18 protein-coding genes and 1 pseudogene are annotated in these 18462 nt (G+C 71.5%); 10 read left to right on the top strand and 9 right to left on the bottom strand.

Going from position 1 to position 18462, the window contains the following annotated elements:
- The first annotated feature begins 23 nt into the window (after positions 1-23).
- A complete protein-coding gene (locus tag ACGFK0_RS36435) occupies positions 24-824 on the top strand; it encodes an MBL fold metallo-hydrolase (protein WP_392913104.1) in 801 nt (266 codons plus the stop codon).
- A 226-nt stretch (positions 825-1050) separates the two neighbouring features.
- Positions 1051-1271 (top strand): annotated as a pseudogene (locus ACGFK0_RS36430) (VOC family protein).
- Between the two features lie 6 nt (positions 1272-1277).
- Here the strand turns inward: ACGFK0_RS36430 and ACGFK0_RS36425 are convergent.
- The gene (locus ACGFK0_RS36425; protein ID WP_392913103.1) at positions 1278-1673 is read right to left on the bottom strand and encodes an ATP-binding protein; all 396 of its coding nucleotides are present in this window, start codon (positions 1671-1673) and stop codon (positions 1278-1280) included.
- 187 nt (positions 1674-1860) lie between these two features.
- Between ACGFK0_RS36425 and ACGFK0_RS36420 the strand changes: the two genes are divergently transcribed.
- The 5 genes from ACGFK0_RS36420 (at position 1861) to ACGFK0_RS36400 (ending at position 5223) form a co-directional block, all read left to right on the top strand.
- On the top strand, positions 1861-2709 hold the full coding sequence (locus ACGFK0_RS36420) for a helix-turn-helix domain-containing protein (RefSeq protein ID WP_392913102.1): 849 nt from the start codon (positions 1861-1863) through the stop codon (positions 2707-2709).
- Entirely contained in the window at positions 2706-2921 is a 216-nt protein-coding gene (locus ACGFK0_RS36415) for a DUF397 domain-containing protein (RefSeq protein ID WP_392913101.1), read from the top strand. Before ACGFK0_RS36420 ends, ACGFK0_RS36415 begins: the two co-directional genes overlap by 4 nt.
- A 97-nt stretch (positions 2922-3018) precedes the next feature.
- The gene (locus tag ACGFK0_RS36410) at positions 3019-3501 is read left to right on the top strand and encodes a MarR family winged helix-turn-helix transcriptional regulator (protein ID WP_392913100.1); all 483 of its coding nucleotides are present in this window, start codon (positions 3019-3021) and stop codon (positions 3499-3501) included.
- 126 nt (positions 3502-3627) lie between these two features.
- The gene (locus ACGFK0_RS36405; protein WP_392913099.1) at positions 3628-4542 is read left to right on the top strand and encodes an LLM class flavin-dependent oxidoreductase; all 915 of its coding nucleotides are present in this window, start codon (positions 3628-3630) and stop codon (positions 4540-4542) included.
- Between the two features lie 87 nt (positions 4543-4629).
- Positions 4630-5223, top strand: a complete 594-nt coding sequence (locus ACGFK0_RS36400; protein ID WP_392913098.1) for a class I SAM-dependent methyltransferase — start codon at positions 4630-4632, stop codon at positions 5221-5223.
- Between the two features lie 248 nt (positions 5224-5471).
- On the opposite strand, the gene ACGFK0_RS36395 is transcribed toward ACGFK0_RS36400, so the two are convergent.
- Positions 5472-5819: a hypothetical protein gene (locus ACGFK0_RS36395; protein WP_392913097.1), complete on the bottom strand. Its 348-nt coding sequence runs from the start codon at positions 5817-5819 to the stop codon at positions 5472-5474.
- 9 nt (positions 5820-5828) lie between these two features.
- Entirely contained in the window at positions 5829-6614 is a 786-nt protein-coding gene (locus tag ACGFK0_RS36390) for an FkbM family methyltransferase (RefSeq protein WP_392913096.1), read from the bottom strand.
- Positions 6615-6702: 88 nt separating this feature from the next.
- Here ACGFK0_RS36390 and ACGFK0_RS36385 point away from each other — a divergent pair, with 88 nt between their 5' ends.
- Positions 6703-7218: a SigE family RNA polymerase sigma factor gene (locus ACGFK0_RS36385; RefSeq protein ID WP_392913095.1), complete on the top strand. Its 516-nt coding sequence runs from the start codon at positions 6703-6705 to the stop codon at positions 7216-7218.
- On the top strand, positions 7208-8443 hold the full coding sequence (locus ACGFK0_RS36380; protein ID WP_392913094.1) for a hypothetical protein: 1236 nt from the start codon (positions 7208-7210) through the stop codon (positions 8441-8443). The genes ACGFK0_RS36385 and ACGFK0_RS36380 overlap by 11 nt, the downstream gene beginning before the upstream one ends.
- Before the next feature lie 70 nt (positions 8444-8513).
- Here the strand turns inward: ACGFK0_RS36380 and ACGFK0_RS36375 are convergent, their stop codons facing one another.
- From ACGFK0_RS36375 to ACGFK0_RS36360, 4 genes are read right to left on the bottom strand one after another with little or no spacing between them, the layout of a single operon-like run.
- On the bottom strand, positions 8514-9662 hold the full coding sequence (locus tag ACGFK0_RS36375; protein WP_392913093.1) for an acyl-CoA dehydrogenase family protein: 1149 nt from the start codon (positions 9660-9662) through the stop codon (positions 8514-8516).
- 2 nt (positions 9663-9664) lie between these two features.
- Positions 9665-10609 (bottom strand): hydroxymethylglutaryl-CoA lyase, encoded by a 945-nt coding sequence (locus tag ACGFK0_RS36370; protein WP_392913092.1) that lies wholly within the window; start codon positions 10607-10609, stop codon positions 9665-9667.
- Positions 10610-10611: 2 nt separating this feature from the next.
- Complete coding sequence (locus ACGFK0_RS36365) at positions 10612-12549, bottom strand: acetyl/propionyl/methylcrotonyl-CoA carboxylase subunit alpha (RefSeq protein WP_392913091.1); 1938 nt, start codon at positions 12547-12549, stop codon at positions 10612-10614.
- An 8-nt stretch (positions 12550-12557) separates the two neighbouring features.
- Positions 12558-14171 carry a carboxyl transferase domain-containing protein gene (locus ACGFK0_RS36360; RefSeq protein ID WP_392913090.1) on the bottom strand — a complete coding sequence of 538 codons (1614 nt, stop codon included), beginning with the start codon at positions 14169-14171 and terminating at the stop codon, positions 12558-12560.
- 78 nt (positions 14172-14249) lie between these two features.
- Here ACGFK0_RS36360 and ACGFK0_RS36355 point away from each other — a divergent pair, with 78 nt between their 5' ends.
- Positions 14250-14876, top strand: a complete 627-nt coding sequence (locus ACGFK0_RS36355; protein WP_392913089.1) for a TetR/AcrR family transcriptional regulator — start codon at positions 14250-14252, stop codon at positions 14874-14876.
- Here the strand turns inward: ACGFK0_RS36355 and ACGFK0_RS36350 are convergent.
- Complete coding sequence (locus ACGFK0_RS36350) at positions 14873-16243, bottom strand: extracellular solute-binding protein (RefSeq protein ID WP_392913088.1); 1371 nt, start codon at positions 16241-16243, stop codon at positions 14873-14875. The two genes, ACGFK0_RS36355 and ACGFK0_RS36350, sit on opposite strands and share 4 nt — an antisense overlap.
- 11 nt (positions 16244-16254) lie before the next feature.
- Positions 16255-18342 (bottom strand): hypothetical protein, encoded by a 2088-nt coding sequence (locus tag ACGFK0_RS36345; protein WP_392913086.1) that lies wholly within the window; start codon positions 18340-18342, stop codon positions 16255-16257.
- Positions 18343-18462: the final 120 nt, after the last annotated feature.

Genomic DNA, 18462 nt, shown 5'->3' with positions numbered 1-18462 from the left:
CCGAATCGACCATTGGGGGGATCATGTACATCTCTCGTCCGGCGCCGGACGTCGTCGCGCTGACGGACGCCGTTCCGGTTCCCGGGATCGGGTTCCTGCCCGTCAACGCCTACGTCCTGTACGCCAAGGAACCGGTTCTCATCGATACGGGGCTGCGGGCGTCGACCCCGGAGTTCCTGGAAGAGGTCTGGTCCCTGGTCGAGCCGGCGGACCTGCGGTGGGTCTGCCTGACGCATCCCGGCCACGCCGAGAGCGTCCTGGAGATCCTTGAGGCCGCGCCGGACGCGCTGCTGGTGACGACGTTCCTCGGCGAGAGGCTGCTGTCGCTTGAGCGTCGGATCCCGCCCGATCGGGTGTTCCTGCTCAACCCCGGCGAATGGCTGGACGTGGGGGACCGGCGGCTGAAATCGTTCCGGCTGCCCGTCTACGACAGTCCGGCGACGACGGGCCTCTTCGATGAGCTCACCGGCACGTACTTCAGCTCCGACTGCTTCGGGGCGCCGATGACCACGGGCGATCTCGTCCAGAGCGACGACATCGGGGCGGTTCCGTCCTCCGATCTGGTCGCGGGCCAGCGGCTCTGGGCGGCGGTGGACTGCCCGGAGCTCGTCAACGTGGACCGGGACGCGTTCCTGTCCCGGCTGGCACTGCTGAGTGATCTCGACCCGCCCGTGGTTCTCGCCTCGCATCTGCCGTCGGCGCACCACAAGACCGAAACCCTGCTCGACACCCTTGCGAACGCGCAGGATGCGCCGTCGTACGCCGGCCCCGGCCAAGCAGCGTTCGAGAGGATGCTCCACGAGATGGAGCCGACGCGCGCCTGAACGGACCGGCCGCCGGCTCTGCCGTGGACCTGCGGGCACTCGCGGCGTGAGCCGTGCTGCACCGCCCCCGGATGTCCACGTGCTCGGCCTCCGCGGCCTGCGGACGTGCCGGGCTGATCACCCGGACGAGGCACTCAATCGGTACGGGATTCCCGTTCCACTACATCAACACCGCGCCGCTCGAACCCATAGTCGAGCGGTGGCTCAAGGGCGGGAGAGGATCACCGTGAGAATCAACCTGGCCAGCGTCCTCGTTGACGACCAGCACAAGGCGCTGCGGTTCTACACCGAGGTCCTCGGCTTCAAGGAGAAGACCAATGTCCCGGTAGGGGGCGAGGCCTCGGGGTGCGCTTCACCCAGGAGCCCGCGGACATGGGGCCGGTCACCACGGCCGTGCTCGACGACACCTGCGGCAAGCTGATCCAGATCGCCCACCAGACCGGTTGACGCCGCCTAACCGTGGTTGATCTCGAACCACACCGCGTGGCCTTTGTCCCGATGGGCGACGCCCCACGAGGTGGTCAGGAAGGCCACGATCCGCAGGCCTCGGCCGCAGACGTCCGTCTCGTCCACCGCGGCCAGGTGCGGGACGGACGTCGCGCCGCCGTCATCGATGACCTCGACGCGGACCGCGTCTTCCGAGTGGCTCACCTCCACGCGGACCTGCCCGTCCCGCCCGGACTCGGTGTACCGCAGCGCGTTGGTCACGAGTTCGCTCAGGCAGAGCGCGGCGTCGTCCAGCGCAGGGTGTTCGCCGAGCACGTCACGCAGCCATCGCCGCGCGTGCCCGGCCGCCCGGTCCATCCCCGGCAACAGAAGCGCGTCGAACCTCAAGGTCGGCACCGTCACTACTCCACTCCTTCCGGATCACCGTGTCCGAAAAGAATGGGCTGGACGTGTCACCCCGAGCGATACGTTCGCCGGCCTCGTCCCGAGGTCCCCGGTCAGGATGTCCCCAGTCACTTTTGACTGAGTCACTTTGGCCAACCTGGGAGACATCCCGCACGGTCACACGCTGTCAGGTAATGATTACGTCATGGACGACCCGCAGCGCCCGACCATGCGAAGCCGCAAGCTCGGCGCAATGCTGCGCGAGTTGCGGGAGAGTCGCGACCTCACCCTGCAGAAGGCCGCACGCCTGCTGAACCGCACGCCGTCCTCCCTGAGCAAGCTGGAGACCGGCAAGCGCGGCATCCGCCGTCCCGCCCTGGAGCACATGCTCGACCGCTACGAACTCACCGACCCCGACCAGCGCAGGGCCCTCTACGACTTGGCTCGTCACGCCACCGAGAAGGGCTGGTGGCACCGGTACGAAGGGAGACTCTCCCCCTCGATGCTCGACTACATCTCCCTGGAGGCGGAAGCCACGTCCATCCGTGACTTCCAACTTCATCTCATCCCCGGGCTTTTGCAGAGCGATGAGTACGCCCGGGCAGTCATCGCGTCTGGCGTCTCCCAGGGCAAGGCGCCGGACATCGACGGGCTGGCGGAGATCCGCATGCGCCGCCAGCGGGTCCTCATAGGCGAGAACCCGCCCCACCTGTGGGCAATCGTCAGCGAGGCCGCCCTTCGCCAGCAGTTCGGCGGCCCGGAGGTGATGAAGGTGCAGCTCAGCCGATTGGTCGAACTCTCGGAGCAACCGAATGTGACTCTGCAAGTCCTTCCGTTCTCTGCCGGAGCGCATCCAGGACTCAACGGTTCGTTCATGACGCTGACGACGAACGAACTCTCCGTGGTCGTGGTCGAGAATCTGACCAGTGGCTGGTACTTGGAGCACGTGGACGACATCCGCCGTCACAACGTGGTCTTCGACCATCTCAGGGCTGTCGCGCTGCCCCCAGCCGATTCCCGATCGCTGATCGAACGTCTAGTGTCAGAGTCATGACCAGTCGGCAGTTCGTCTTCTCCCCGTGGCGCAAGAGCAGCCACAGCAGCGGTAGTGAAGGCCAGTGCGTAGAAGTAGCCGCTCTGGCCAGCCAAATGGTGGCGATGCGGGACTCCAAGGATCCGGATGGGCCGATGCTCTCCATCGCTCCATCCGCGTGGGTCTCCCTGCTCAGGGGAATCAGGACGGGGTCGTTCGACCTCCCCCGCTGACGACACGCACCCGCCGTTCCGTATCGCGCCCCAGTCCGGATGGCGGCGTATAGTTCGGGTTGCGAATTTATTGGCTGCTCGGATGTAGCCTGGTCGCGTGGGTGAGCAGCGGGATGAGGGACAGATCGGTGTTGTGGCCGCGTTGGTGCGGGCCTCGTTCTTGGTGAATGCCGTGTACACCGAGTCGGCTCGGGAGCATGGCATCACCTCGCAGCAGGGGCAGTTGCTGTGCGTTCTGATGGCGCAGCCTTACGGCATGGGCGAGTTGGGGGCGGTGCTGGGGCTCGCCAAGTCGAGCCTCACCGGCCTGGTGGACCGCAGCGAGCGCAACGGCCTCGTCCGGCGCGAACCAGATCCGAGGGACATGCGTGCGGTGCGGGTCGTGCTGACATCGCAGGGCAGTGGGCTTGCGGAGGAGTTCTATACCGAGACCTGCCGGCGGGTCGAGAAGTTGCCGGAGGGGCTTGGCGCTGCCGAACGCGATGTGCTCGCGGGTCTCCTCGGCCGCGTCGTGCTGGACAACAAGGTTCCGGTGGTCTTCATGGAGCCGGACGAAGGGACCGCTGCCGGCAAGCACTGAGGCATCGCATCTCGCGGAGGGATTGAAGTTCGTAGTACGAACTAATATGGTTCGTACTACGAACTCTCTGGCGGGCGGTCGTCATGGCGCTGACCGCCCGGGTGTCCTCCAATGAAGGGCAGAACGATGCCGGTACAAGATGTCGTCTTCGGCTTCGGCGCGCATACGGGCGTCGGCGACGCCCCCGAGCTGCTGCGCATGGCTCAGCAGGCCGACGATGACGGCCTTGACATCTTTTCCCTGTCGGACCATCCGTACATAGGCGCGCGTCTGGACGCCTACGCCGCCATCGGCTTCATCCTCGGACGTACGCGGCACATCACCGGATTCGCCAACGTCACCAATCTGCCGACCCGGCCCGCCCCCATGCTGGCGCGGACGGTGACGTCGCTGTCGGCGCTGTCCGGCGGCCGCATCGTGCTCGGCATGGGTGCGGGCGGGCTCTGGGATCGGATCGCCGACATGGGGGTGCCGCGGCTCTCCCGGGGTGACGCCGTGGACGCGTTCGAGGAGGCGATCGTGCTGGTCAAGTCGCTGTCGGGTGGCGGCCCGCCGGTCACCCGCCGAGGCCGCCACTACAGGGTGGACGACATCGAACCCGCGCCCGTGCCCGCGCCGCCGGTGTGGACCGGGTCGGTCGGCCCCAAGTCCCTGGCCGTGACGGGCCGGGTGGCGGATGGCTGGATTCCCGGCCATGCGGCGGACTGGCTCAGTGAGCGATACCGGACGTCACGGCAGGTCATCGACGAAGCGGCGGCCGCCGCCGGACGCGATCCGCGTGAGATCCGCACGGTGTTCAACTTTCCCGGACGCATCACCGACCGCCCGCCGGCCGCGACGCGGGACCGCGCCGGCCGCTGGATCGGCGGTTCCGTCGGCGAGTGGACCGAGGAACTGACCGGGGCGGTCCTGGAGCACGGCGCGTCGGGTTTCACGCTCTTCCCGGCCGGTGGCGGTGAGCACGATGCCGTCTCCCTCGGCCGCTGGGCCCGGGAGATCGTCCCCGCCGTCCGGGAGGCGATCGCGAAAGAGAACGGCTGAGCGGGCGACCACGGCATCCCAGGCTCCGTATCCTTCGACGCGTTACCGGCTGGATTCCAAGTGCGACGCCGGGGAACGTTCTCCCAGGTGGAGACGACGCCATGGACCTCGGGCAAAGCCACCCGCTCGGCCTTCGTCCTGCCGGGCGGGTTGCGCGGACGGCTTGCCGGACTCCTCATGCTGCGCACGAACAAGCAGGACGAGATAGCGGACCTGCTCGACATCCGGGCGGGCGAGCACGTGCTGGAGGTCGGATACGGTCCGGGCGGCCTGATCCGCCGCCTCACCCGGACGCCCGCGGGACGTGTCTGCGGCGTCGATCCGTCGCCGGACATGCGTGACATGGCCGTCGAACAGGGGACGGACGCGGACCTCCGGCTGGGAACCGCCGAGAACACCGGCTTCGCCGACGCCGAGTTCGACTGTGTGGTCTCGGTCAACACCGTGGGCGTCTGGCCGAGCCTGGAGGCCGGGCTGGACGAACTGCACCGCGTCACACGTCCCGGCGGGCGCGTGGTGATCGCCTGGCATGGCGGCAGCCGCCCGTCCAGGGTCACCCGGCGCCTGACCTTGCCGGACGACCAACTGGACCGCATCCAAAACGAGATGCGCAGCCGCTTCCCGGCCGTGACCCGGCGGGAACTTTCCGAACTGACCGTCTTCACGGCCCGCCGCCCCTGAATCGGGCCGGGGCCGTCGGCAGGAGGGCGGTCTTCATGCCACCAGATCGGAGAGGAGGCCCCTCACGCGCTCTCGCCGGTAGGACGGAATCACCTGGTCCCGTTCACGCCGCGCGATGAGAACCGCGTCGAAGAAGCGAGCCGCACGCGCGACCTCGACGGCAGCGGGGTCGACGTTGCCGAGCCTCTTGTCTTGAAGCCACCGCGACACCTGTGACCAGGCCCAGAGACTCCCGCGCCTACGCTCGATCACCGGCTCGGGGAACCCGCCGCCGCCGCGTGCGCCGGACGTCCAGTGGGACACCGCCGCAGAGCTGACGCGGCCCGGTCGGCGATGTTCTCGATGTCCACGAGGTCTTCGGTCACACCGACGACGTCCAGACCGGCGGCCTCGACCTGCTCGATCGTCGACATGATCGCGACGACGGCGTCTTCCGCCTCACGGGAGAACTCGACCTCACCGCCGCGCTCGTCCCCGGCGATCAGCGCGTCGACCCCACCGCCGCCCTCCAGGATGCCGTACAGCTTGTTCGAGATGCCGGCCGGCTCCCGCTCAGGGAAGCCGCTCGTCTTGACGGTGAACCAGTAGGTGTTCATCAGGCCCCCTCATCGGCTCGGGTGATCGCCCGGCATTTGGTCAGGGGTGCGGAGGCGGGCGTAGATGTCGCCGGAGCGGCCTCGGGGGCGGATGCGGTCCAGCCGGCGCTCCAGGGTGGCCGCGTCGAGCCAGCGGGGGGCGGCGAACCTCATCGTTTCGATGGGGGAGTAGTTGTAGAGGTAGCCGCCCGCGTCCTTGCCGAGTCGCTCGACGTGGCGGAGGGCTTCCAGGGTCGCGTCGTGGGCCGACGGTATGTACTCGAACGACAGGGCGGGGAGGGGCCGGGTGAGCCCGGCGAGGACGTCGGCCTCGAAGCCCTCGACGTCGATCTTGCAGAAGGCCGGTACGCCGTGCGCGGCGATGAGGTCGTCCAAGGTGGTCACCTCGATCTCGACCGAGCTGTCCCAGCGGACGCTGGCGAAGCTGCTGTCCGCCGTGACCGACTTGATCCAGTCGGGTGACATCGAGGAGACCGTGGGCGTCGCGGTGGACACCTCCAGTTGCGCCCGCCCCGGCTTGGCTCCGGCGGCCCCGGGGACGATGGTGACGTCATGGGCGCGGCCGTAGAGGAGCCGCAGGACGCGCAGGCAGTCGGGCTGCGGCTCGACCGCGATCACACGCGCTCCGAGGTGCCGCCACACGCGCACCCGGCCGCCGACGTGCGCGCCGATGTCGAAGGCGAGATCGCCGGGCTTGAGGAACTCGCCGTAGAGGCGCGACGCGCGCCGGTGCTTACCCGGAACCCCGTAGTACATGAACAGGGATCGGGCGATCCCGTATGCGCGCAGCAGCATCCGCCGACTGTACCGCGCGCCGTTCCGGCGGACCGTGCAACAGATCCGGGTGGTGGGGCGTCCTGGGTGTGATGGGAAGGACGGCCTCTTGACCGATGACGTGACGTACGAGGAATTCGTGACGACCCGTGCGCAGGCTCTGCTCCGCTACGGCTATGTGCTCACCGGCAACGCCGACGATGCGGCGGACCTGGTGCAGGACGGGCTGGTCAGGCTTCGCGGCACCTGGGAACGGGTCGTCAACAAAGATGATCCCGAGGGGTACGTGCGCACGATCATGGCGCGTCAGCACATCAGCCTGTGGCGGCGGCGACGACGGGAGCATCTGGTCGGCAGCGTGCCGGAAGCCCGGTACGACGACCGCGGTATCGAGCGGGCCGAGCACGATCCGCGGCTGTGGGAGGCGCTGACGTCGCTGCCGCCGCGGCAGCGGGCGGTGCTCGTCCTGCGGTACTACGAGGACCTTTCGGACGAGGAGATCGCCGGGATGCTCGGCATCTCGCGCGGCACGGTCCGCAGCCAGGCGGCCCGCGCGCTCGGCAAGCTCCGCGCGGACTGGCGCCCGGCCGCCGCGTCCACGATGGGAGGGCACCATGAACGATGATCTGGACCTGGCGCTGCGCGGCATGCTCACGACCGCGGCGCGGGAGGCGCCGGAGGTGGAGCCGGACCTGCTGGAGCGGGTGGAGAGGCGGCACCGCAGGAGGCGGCGCCGCCGGACGTCGGCCGCCGCGCTGGCCGTCGCGGTGATCCTCGGCGGGACGGGCGCGGCCGGTGTGGCGGCGCGCTCCGGTGAGGAACCGCCCCCCGCCGCCACGGCCGGCGACCTGAGACCGGTGTCGCGCTCCGACCTCGGCGTGCCCGTCAAGGTGCGCGAACGGTGGCCCGACGCCGTCCGGAGCGTCCCAGGCGAACTGCCGAACGGGCGCACACTGCACCCCGCCACGCTCCTGGACGGCGGCACGCTGGTGGGGGCGACCTGGTCGTCCCTCCAACTCCCGGACCGGCTGTGGTCCTACGACCTCGACACCCGCAAGGCCACCGTGATCACCGACGTGGTGGTCCCGGAAGGCTCGAAGATCTACGCGTCCGATATCACCGTCGGGCAAGGCCAGGTCATCTGGTGGCTGTCGTACCGGGTGGACGGCCGCGACACCGTGGAGATCTGGGGGGCGCCGGTCGCCGGCGGCGCCGCACACAAGATCATCGGGATGCCGGGGGCGTCGCTGTCCACACTGCTGATCGACGGCGGCACCATCGTCTGGGGCATGGGCGACGGCGTATACGAGGCGCCGCTGTCGGGCGGGGCGCCGGAGAAGATCCCCGGCACCGGCGGTTTCGACATCGTCTCCTGGCCCTGGATCGGATCACTTGCGTCCCACGAGGACAAGGTCGGGGGCATCAGGTACCGGTCGCTGTGGAACGTCCGGACGGGGGAGCGCCGCGAGGCCGGTCTCACGCCGTTCAAGGGAGCATGGTCGTGCGGGGTGACGTGGTGCGTCGGCGACCCGGCGGCCGGTGTCACCGACCGCGGGGACATGGTGACCGCCGTGCAGCGCAGGGACGGGAAGGCCGGCAGGACGCTGCCCTTCGACGAGTTCCCGGCGCCGGCACGGGGCGTCGTCTACGGGCGGTTCGTCCCCTACTTCCCGGACGGGCACACGACGAAGAACCACGTGCTGTACGACGTCAAGACCGGCAGGCTGCTCGACACCGGGATACGGCGGTACAACGAGGTGATGGGGCAGGCGCGCAATGACCGCGACCCGCAGCATTTCTTCACGAACAAGGGCGGGACGACGCTGCTCGACCTCTCGAAGATCCGCTGAAGGTCCGGCGCGTGAGCGCCGCCGTCGCCGGCCGGCCCGCGTTCGCAGGCCGGCCGGCGACAGGCCGTGATCAGGACGGGGGCAGGCCGAGGGCGCGGGCGATCAACATGCGCTGGACCTCCGAGGTGCCCTCGCCCACTTCGAGGATCTTGGCGTCGCGGTAGAAGCGGCCGACGGCGTACTCGTTCATGAAGCCGTAGCCGCCGAAGACCTGGGTGGCGTCGCGGGCGTTGTCCATCGCGGCGTTGGACGCGACCAGCTTGGCGATCGCGGCCTCCTTCTTGAACTCCTCGCCGGCGAGGAGTTTCGCGGCCGCCGCGTAGTAGGCGAGGCGGGCGGTGTGGGCGCGCATCTCCATGTCGGCGATCTTGAACTGCATCGCCTGGTAGCGGCCGATCTCCTTGCCGAACGCCTCCCGCTCGCGGGCGTAGCGGAGGGACTCGTCCACGCAGCCCTGGGCGAGACCCACGGAGAGGGCGGCGATCGCGATGCGGCCCTCGTCCAGGATGCGGAGGAACTGGGCGTAGCCGCGGCCGCGCTCCCCGACGAGGTTCTCGGCGGGGACCCGCACGTCGTCGAAGGACAGCTCGCGGGTGTCGGACGCCGACCAGCCGACCTTGGAGTACTTGCGGCCGACCGTGAAGCCGGGCGTGCCGTTCGGGACGATGATCGTGGAGATCTCGCCGTCGCCGGTGAAGGCGGTGACGGTCACGAACGCGGTGATGTCGGTGCCGGAGTTGGTGATGAACGCCTTGGACCCGTTGATGACCCAGGTGTCGCCGTCCAGGCGGGCGGTGGTGCGCATGCCGCCGGGGACGTCGGAGCCGCCGCCCGGCTCGGTGAGACCGAAACCCGCCAGCTTCTCACCGGACGTGAGCAGCGGCAGCCACCGCTTCTTCTGCTCGGGCGAGCCGAACCGGTGGATCGGCATCGCGCCCAGGGAGACGCCGGCCTCCAGGGTGATCGCCACGGACGAGTCGACGCGGGCGAGCTCCTCCAGGGCCAGGCAGAGCGCGAAGTAGTCGCCGCCCATGCCGCCGTGCTCCTCGGGGAACGGCAGCCCGAACAGGCCCATCCTGCCCATCGCGGCGACGATCTCGTACGGGAACTCGCCGCGCTCGTACAGGTCCCCGATCACCGGGGCGACGGTCTCGCGGGCGAACCGCTCCACCGTGCGCCGCAGTTCCTCCTGCTCGTCGGTGAGCGTGAAGTCGATCATTGCTACTCCTGCCTATGGTCGCGCCTCCGGCGCTCCGGTTCGAGGGCCTGGACTACGCGGGACGGGCTGGGCCGGCCCAGGTGACCGGCCATCCACAGGCTCGTGGCGACGAGCTCGCCGAGGTCGACGCCGGTGTCGATGCCGAGGCCGTGCAGCATCCAGACGAGGTCCTCGGTGGGCAGGTTGCCGGTGGCGCTCTCGGCGTACGGGCAGCCGCCGAGGCCGCCCGCGGAGGCGTCGACGACGGTGACGCCGGCCTGGAGGGCGGCGAGGGTGTTGGCGAGGGCCTGCCCGTAGGTGTCGTGGAAGTGGACGGCGAGCCGCTCGGTGCCGATGCCCGCGGCGCCGAGCGCCTCGATGAGGGCGGTGACGTGGCCGGGCGTGCCGACGCCGATGGTGTCGCCGAGGCTGAGCTGGGAGCAGCCGAGGTCCATCATGCGGGAGGCGACGGACACGACCTGCTCGATCGGCACGTCGCCCTCCCACGGGTCGCCGCACACCATCGAGATGTAGGCGCGCACCCAGAGCCCCTCGGCGTGGGCGCGTTCGATGACGGGCGCGAACATCGCGAGCGACTCGTCCACGGTGCGGTTGAGGTTGCGGCGGGCGAACGACTCGGTGGCGCTGCCGAAGACCGCGATCTCGGTGACGCCGTTGGCGAGCGCCCGGTCGAGGCCCCGCTCGTTCGGGACGAGGACGGGGTAGCGCAGGTCGGGGGAGCGCGGCAGGACGTCGAGGAGGTCTTCGGCGTCGGCGAGCTGCGGGACCCACTTCGGGTGGACGAAGCTGGTCGTCTCGATCGTGCGCAGGCCCGCGCCGGCCAGCCGGGTCACGAACTCGGCCTTGACGTCCACGGGGACGACGGCCTTCTCGTTCTGCAGCCCGTCCCGCGGCCCGACCTCGTAGATCGTGACCCGCCCGGGGAGCCCGGAAAGCGGTACCCGCATCGTCATGCCTCCTCGATCACGGCCAGGACCGCGTCCAGCGCGACCTGCGCGCCCGCGCGGACCGGCAGTTTCGCCACGACGCCGGTGAGCGGCGCGGTGACGGTGTGCTCCATCTTCATCGCCTCGACGACCACGAGCGGCTGCCCCTCCGCCACCCGGTCGCCCTCGGCCGCCTTGACGGCGAGGACCGTACCCGGCATCGGGCTGCGCAGCACCCCGTCGCCGGCGGCGGCGGACGCGGCGCCCGCCTCGGCGCGGACGTGCTCGCTCAGCGCCCACGCGTGCCCGTCGCGGCCGAGCCACAGCGTGTGCCCGTCGCGAGCCGCCTCGAACGAGGTCGTCCTCCCAGCGTAGGTCAGCGTGAACGGCTCGCCGAGCGAGGCCGTGACCGGGGGGTCATCGCCGATGGCGACGCGGGCGGACCCGGCGCGGCCCTGGACGCGGACCTCCACCGGGTCGCCGCCGGACGGGGTGATGATCCACGGCGTCCAGGCGTGGGCGCCGGGACGCCAGCCGTCGGGGACGTCCCACGGGTCGTCGCCGGATTCGAGCGCCCGCATCCGTTCGAGCGCGGCGGCGGCGAACACCTCGGGCGGGACGGAGGTTCCGGAGACAAGGCCGTCCAGTTCGCGTTCGACGAGGCCCGTGTCGAGGTCGCCCGACACGACGGACGGGTGGCGGAGCAGCGACCGCAGGAACGCGACGTTCGTCGGGACGCCCAGCAGCGTGTACGCGGCGAGCGCGCGGTCGAGGCGGCGCAGGGCCTCGGCGCGGCCGGAGCCGTGGACGACGACCTTGGCGAGCATGGGGTCGTAGGCGCCGCCGACCTCGGTGCCGGCGTCGAGACCGGAGTCGACGCGGGCGTCGCCGGGTTCGGTCAGGGCGAGGACGCGGCCGCCGGTGGGCAGGAATCCCCGTGCGGGATCCTCGGCGTAGACGCGGGCCTCGATCGAGTGCCCGTCGAGGCGGACGTCGCCCTGGGTGAGCGGCAGCGGTTCGCCCGCCGCCACCCGGAGCTGGAGTTCGACCAGGTCGAGGCCGGTGACGAGCTCGGTGACCGGGTGCTCCACCTGGAGGCGGGTGTTCATCTCCATGAAGAAGAACTCGTCCGGGCGGTCCGCCGGGACGATGTACTCGACCGTCCCTGCGCCCACGTAGCCGACGGCCTGCGCGGCGGCGACGGCGGCGGCGCCCATCCGCTCCCGGGCGGCGGCGTCCAGCAGCGGGGACGGCGCCTCCTCGACGATCTTCTGATGCCGGCGTTGCAGGCTGCACTCGCGTTCGCCCAGGTGGACGGCGTTGCCGTGCCCGTCGGCGAAGACCTGGATCTCGATGTGCCGGGGGTTGTCGACGAACCGCTCGGCGAGCAGCGTGTCGTCGCCGAACGAACCGCGCGCCTCGCGGCGGGCGGACGCGATGGCCTCCGGCAGTTCCGCGGCGTTCCGGACGAGCCGCATGCCCTTGCCGCCGCCGCCCGCGGACGGCTTCAGCAGCACCGGCAGACCGACCTCCAGCGCGGCGGCCTTCAGCTCGGCGTCCGAGAGGCCCGGTTCATCCCTTCCGGGGACGACGGGGACACCGGCCGCCGCGACGGTCCGCTTCGCGCGGATCTTGTCGCCCATCGCCTCGATCGCCTCGGCCGGCGGGCCGATGAACACCAGCCCCGCCTCGCCGCACGCCCGCGCGAACGCCGTGTTCTCCGCGAGGAAGCCGTACCCGGGGTGGACGGCCGGCGCTCCGGAGTCGCGCGCCGCCGTGATGACGGCCTCGATGTCCAGGTACGACGGGATCAGCAGGGCCTCGTCCGCCTCCCGCACGTGGCGCGCCAGGGCGTCGGCGCCGGTGTGGACGGCCACCGAGCGGACGCCGAGCCGCCGCAGCGTGCGGAAGACGCGGACGGCGATCTCCCCGCGGTTGGCGACCAGGACGCTGTCGAACATCAACACCCTCACATCCGGAAGACGCCGTAGCCGACCGGCTCCAGCGGTGCGTTGGCCGCGACCGACAGCCCGAGCCCCAGCACGCGCCGGGTGTCGAGCGGGTCGATCACCCCGTCGTCCCACAGCCGCGCCGTCGAGTAGTACGGGTTGCCCTGGGCCTCGTACTGCTCGCGGATCGGTGACTTGAAGTCCTCCTCGTCCCGCGCGGGCCACTCCTCGCCGCGCGCCTCCATCTGGTCGCGGCGGACGGTGGCCAGGACGCTCGCGGCCTGCTCGCCGCCCATCACCGAGATCCGGGCGTTCGGCCACATCCACAGGAAGCGCGGCGAGTACGCCCGGCCGCACATCGCGTAGTTCCCGGCGCCGAACGAGCCGCCGATGACGACGGTGAACTTCGGGACGCGGGCGCAGGCGACGGCGGTGACCATCTTCGCGCCGTGCTTGGCGATGCCGCCCGCCTCGTACTCGCGCCCGACCATGAACCCGGTGATGTTCTGCAGGAACACCAGCGGGACGCTGCGCCGGTCGCACAGCTCGATGAAGTGCGCGCCCTTCTGCGCCGACTCGCCGAACAGGATGCCGTTGTTGGCGACGATCCCGACCGGATGCCCGTGGACGCGGGCGAAGCCGGTGACGAGCGTGGGCCCGTACTCCTTCTTGAACTCCTGGAAGCGGCTGCCGTCCACGATCCGGGCGATGACCTCGCGCACGTCGTAGGGGGTGCGCGGGTCGGGCGGGACGACCCCGTACAGCTCGGCCGGGTCGACGGCGGGCTCCTCGGGCGCGGTGACGTCCCACGGTCGCGGCTCGCGCGGGCCGAGCGTCGCGACGATGTCGCGGACGGTCCGCAGCGCGTGCGCGTCGTCCTCGGCGAGATGGTCGGTGACGCCGGACGTGCGGGAGTGCAGCTCGCCGCCGCCCAGTTCCTCGGCCGTGACGACCTCGCCGGTGGCGGCCTTCACCAGCGGCGGCCCGCCCAGGAAGATCGTCCCCTGGTTCCGGACGATGACGGCCTCGTCGCTCATCGCCGGGACGTACGCGCCGCCCGCCGTGCACGAGCCCATCACCGCCGCGATCTGCGGGATCCCCAGGCCCGACATCGTCGCCTGGTTGTAGAAGATGCGGCCGAAGTGCTCGCGGTCGGGGAACACCTCGTCCTGCCGGGGCAGGAACGCGCCGCCGGAGTCGACCAGGTACACGCAGGGGAGGCGGTTGTGCAGCGCCACCTCCTGGGCGCGCAGATGCTTCTTCACCGTGACGGGGTAGTAGGTGCCGCCCTTGACGGTGGCGTCGTTGGCGACGACGACGCACTCGCGGCCGGAGATGCGCCCGACCCCGGTGATGATCCCGGCGCCGGGGGCCTCGTCCCCGTACATCCCGGTCGCGGCCAGCGGCGACAGCTCCAGGAAGGGCGAGCCGGGGTCGAGGAGCGTGTCGACCCGGTCGCGGGGGAGCAGCTTGCCGCGCGCGACATGGCGCTCGCGGGCCCGCTCGGAACCACCGCGCCCGGCGCGGTCGACATGGTCGCGCAGCTCCGCGACGAGGGCCTCGTTGTGCGCGGCGCTCGCCTTGAACCCCTCGCTCGCCACGTCGGCGCCGGAGCCGATCCCGGGTCCGCTCATGACCCCCCTTCCCGGTTAACGATCGTTAACAATGCCGATGTTAATCGTCATTAACAACTCTAGTCTAGACTGGCCGCCATGACGTCCCAACCCGCCGAGGCGGCCCCCGGGCCCGATTCCCCGGCAGGCCCGCCCAACCCGCGCCGGGCCGAGATCCTCGGCGCCGCGGCCGAGCTGTTCGCCCGCCGCGGCTACCACGGGACGTCCATCGGCGACCTCGGACGGGCCGTCGGGCTCACCGGCCCCGCCCTGTACCGGCACTTCAGCGGCAAAGAGGCCGTCCTCGCCGAGATGCTCCTCGACATCAGCGAACGCCTGCTCGCCGAAGGCGTCCGCCGCGCCGCGGGCCCCGACCCGGGCCGCGCCCTCGATGCGCTGCTGCGCTGGCACATCGCGTTCGCCCTCGACAACCCCGCGCTGATCACCGTCCACGAACGGGAACTCGACAACGTCCCCGAGCCGGGGCGCCACCGCATCCGCCGGCTCCAGCGCGCCTACGTGGAGGAATGGGTCGCCGTCCTGCGCCGCCTGAGCCCCGGCCTGCCGGACGACCGGACCCGCGCGGCCGTCCACGCGTGCTTCGGCCTCCTCAACTCGACGCCGCACAGCGCCACCGGCCTCGGCCGCGACGCGATGGGCGACCTCCTGCACACCATGGCCCGCGCCGCCCTCGACGCCGCCGCCCGGCCCGAAGGCGCCGCCTAGCAGGACGCCGCGCGGCCGTCCAGGGAGTCCTCGACGGCCCCGGCGAACGTCTCGGCGTCCGTCCCGGCCCGGTCGAAGATCTTCTGGACGCAGCCGCGGAACGTGCTGGAGAACGTGCTGTAGTGCGGCGTCACCGGGCGGGGCTCGGCGCGGCCGAGCGCGGTCACCACGGCACGTCCCAGCTGGGTGAGCTCCTCGCGGCCGGGCAGCTCGGCCTCACCGGGGCCCGGCGTCTCCCCGGTGAGGGACGAGCACGTCCGCACCCGCACATCGGCGGGGGAGTCGCGCTCCGGCGCCAGCCCGAGCGCCGAGTACCGCCCGGGCGCGAAGCCGCCGCACGAGAACAGCAGGCGCTGGCTCCGCGTCCCGCTCAGGAACTCCACGAGATCGGCGGCCGCCCCGGGACTGGGGGAGTGCGCGGACACCGCGAGGTTCTGCCCGCCGAGGACGGTGCGGCCGGGCAGCGCCGCCACCCCGAACCGCAGCCGGTCGCCGTCCCGCATCCGCGGCTCCGACGCGAGCGCCGAGAAGACGTAGGGCCAGTTGCGCATCAGCCGGGTCCCGGACGCGAACGCCTCGATGCTCTCCCGCTCCCCGTACCGCCGCGACGCGGCCAGCGAGTCCCGCACGTGCGGGGCGAGCCGGGTGAGCGCCGGATACACCTCGTCACGCAGTTCCGCCGTGCTCGGAGGATCCTCACCGGTGAGCAGGCCGGCGCCGCCGTCGTTCCACACCGCCTCCAGCGCGTTGACGGTCAGGCCCTCGTAGTCGGACAGCTGCACCGCGACGCCGGAGACCAGCAGCCCCGGCCACGCCTCCGGCGGCGCCACGCCCTCGTGGTGGTAGAGGAGACCGACGTCCACGTTGAACGGGACGGCGTACTGCTCGCCCTCCCATTCGCCCGTCCGCAGCGCAGCCGGGAAGAAGTCGCCCCGCCCGTCGACGCCTTCGAGGGGACGCAGGTAGCCGGCGTCGGCGAACTGCGCCGTCCACGTATTGTCCATGATGAGGACGTCGTAGGCGCAGCCTCCCGACTCCACGACGGCCTTGATCTGGCTGTGCTGCAGATCGGTGGACTCCGACACCTCCACGAGCGTGGCGTGCGGGTGCGGGCGGCCGTCCGCGTACTGTCCCTCGTTCCACTGCCGGATCAGCGCCCGGCGCTGGTTCTTCAGGCTGACGTCCGTGCCGCCGACGACGAACAGCTCCTTGCGCTCGCAGTCGGCCGTCATCGACGGATACGAGGAGTCCGGCCACAGCACCACGATGCCCAGCCAGGCGAGCAGGACCAGTGCCGCGCCGCACAGGGCGCCGATCCACGCCGCCCGGCCGCCCGGCGGTGACCGCCGCCGCCCTCCAGTGCGCATCGGGTTCTCCGTCATCTCAGGTCCGACAGCAGTTCGGCGGCCTGCTCCGCTTCGGGAGCGCCGGTCAGCGTCACGCAGTCCGCGCCGTCCCCGGGGGCGAGCGCGTCCACGATCTCCTCGACGGGCGAGGACCCGCAGGTCGCCGGTCCCGTCAGCACGACGGTCAGCCGCAGGTCGGGATGCCGATCGCGGAACTCACCCGACAGCCACCCGGCCCGTGCGGCGAGGCGGGGATTGGTCGCGGGGCTCTGCCCGTCGGTGACGAGGATGAGGTTCGGACGGCCCGGCCCGAGGTCGGCCGCGGCGATCGCGTCGGCGAGCGGGCGGTCGGCCCCGCCGGACGCGACCGCCTGCAGACGGCTCGTGACCGCGTTCTTGTGGTCGGGGGACGCCGCGTCCTGGGGCACGTTCCCGAACGTGCCGGGCTCGCCCGGCGAAGCCGTCGACGACGACACCTGAAGGCCGGCGCGGTCGTTGCTCTGCAGCTGCGACACGAGGCTCCGCAGGAACGACGCGCCGCGGGCGAGGCGCGCACCGCCGCGCGCCCGGGCCGCACCGCCCATCGACCCGGACACGTCCAACATCAGCGACACCGAGATCCTCGGACGTGCGGCCCCGATGCGGTCGAGCGTCTTCTGCACGTCCTCCGGCGGCGTCAATCCGACGTTCGCCGGCATCACGCGGTTGCCCACCATGCCCTGGAGCCGCGACAGGTAGAAATGGCGGGTGTCGCCCTCGCGTCCGGGAGGGACGACTCCGCGGTCGTCCCGGAAGCCCTGCAGGGTGAGGGGATGGCCGTCCAGCCAGCGGCGGAACGCGGTGACGGCCGCGTCCCGCTCCCTGGTGTCCTGCCCGCGCCACCGCACCTGGATGAACGGGTGGTCGAGCGTCGGCAGGTCCGTCGCGTAGTAGGGGTGCAGGCGCCATCGCGCGTGCGGGGCGGCGCCGGGGTCGACGGCGCCGCAGCGGTCGCCGAGCGGCCGTCCCGTGTCGTAGTCGTGCAGCACCTGCTCGGGGACGGCGACCGCGATGTCGTCCGGGGGACGGGAGTCCCGCTCGGCGGCGCGTTCACGGAACCGGCACAGCAGCGACACCGCGTCCGGCGCGACCAGGTCGGCGGGCTCGGCGAACCGCTCGTCCTCCGCGTCGCCGCCGGGCCGCGCGTCGTACAGGGCGGGCGTGACGGCCAGCGCCGCCGACGACGTCTCCGGGACGGGACGGGCGATCGCGCGCAGCCGGACGCCCGCGTCCTCGACGCGGTTCAGCAGGTCGGCCGTGCTCGGTGCGATCGGCGCCGCGATCGGGTCGGCGACGGACTCGTGGGCGTCGGTGAACAGCGCCAGCACCAGCGGAGACGACGCGAGCGAACCGCGGTGCCGGAACCTCGGGTCGCCCGTGCCGTCCGCGCCCGCCGCCGCGCCGCCCGCCCGCCCGGCCGGGGCGGCGTCACCGGGGTCCTTCGGGATGAAGTCGTACTCCGCCGTCGACGCCGGGATCCAGATGTCGGGCTGCGGGCCGAACAGCTCCTCGCCGTCCGCGCGGCGCGCGTCGGCGGGTTCGCTGCGCCGCCACAGAAGCCTGAACCCGTCGTACAGCGTGACGGGCCCCGCCTGCGGGACGACCGTGACGCCGTACTGGCTGCAGCCGCGGTCCTCGCTGTCGTTCTCGAACTCGGCCGCCGCGGCGCGCAGCGGCGTGAGCGTCTCGGGGGTCGTCAGGACCCTCAGTTCCAGCGGCTGCTCACACGGGCCGGTGCGCTCCGCCAGCCACTGGACGCCGCTGCCCGCGAGCAGGACCAGCGCCATGAGCGAGGCTCCGGCGGCGCCCCCCGCGGCGGCCGCCACACCCTTCCTCGGCAGGCTCCCGGAGATCCGCCTCACCGCGCCGATCACCGGCGGCCGGGTGACGAGCCAGGCCAGCAGGACGATGGCCAGCAGCGTCACGGCGGCCGTGACCAGCGTCCTCAACCATGCGAACGCGTAGACGTACTTCATCGCCACGGTGACGATGACGCCGGACGACACGCCGGGGATGAGCGCCAGCGGCCAGGGCGCCGCCCCCTTCCCTCCGCCGCTTCCCCCGCCGCCGGAATCAGTCATGCAGGTCCCATCGCCGCGTCGCTCCCGGCCAGCCGGCTCCCCGGAATCCGGGCCCCCATGATATTTCCGCGAAAGACCAAGGTCAGGAAAACCGCTGACCTGGATCGGCCGATTCGTCCC

The sequence above is a fragment of the Spirillospora sp. NPDC048823 genome (assembly GCF_043198445.1).
Taxonomy (GTDB): domain Bacteria; phylum Actinomycetota; class Actinomycetes; order Streptosporangiales; family Streptosporangiaceae; genus Spirillospora.
Note: the sequence above shows the minus strand (reverse complement) of the source record. Positions and strands in the feature narration are given on the sequence as shown.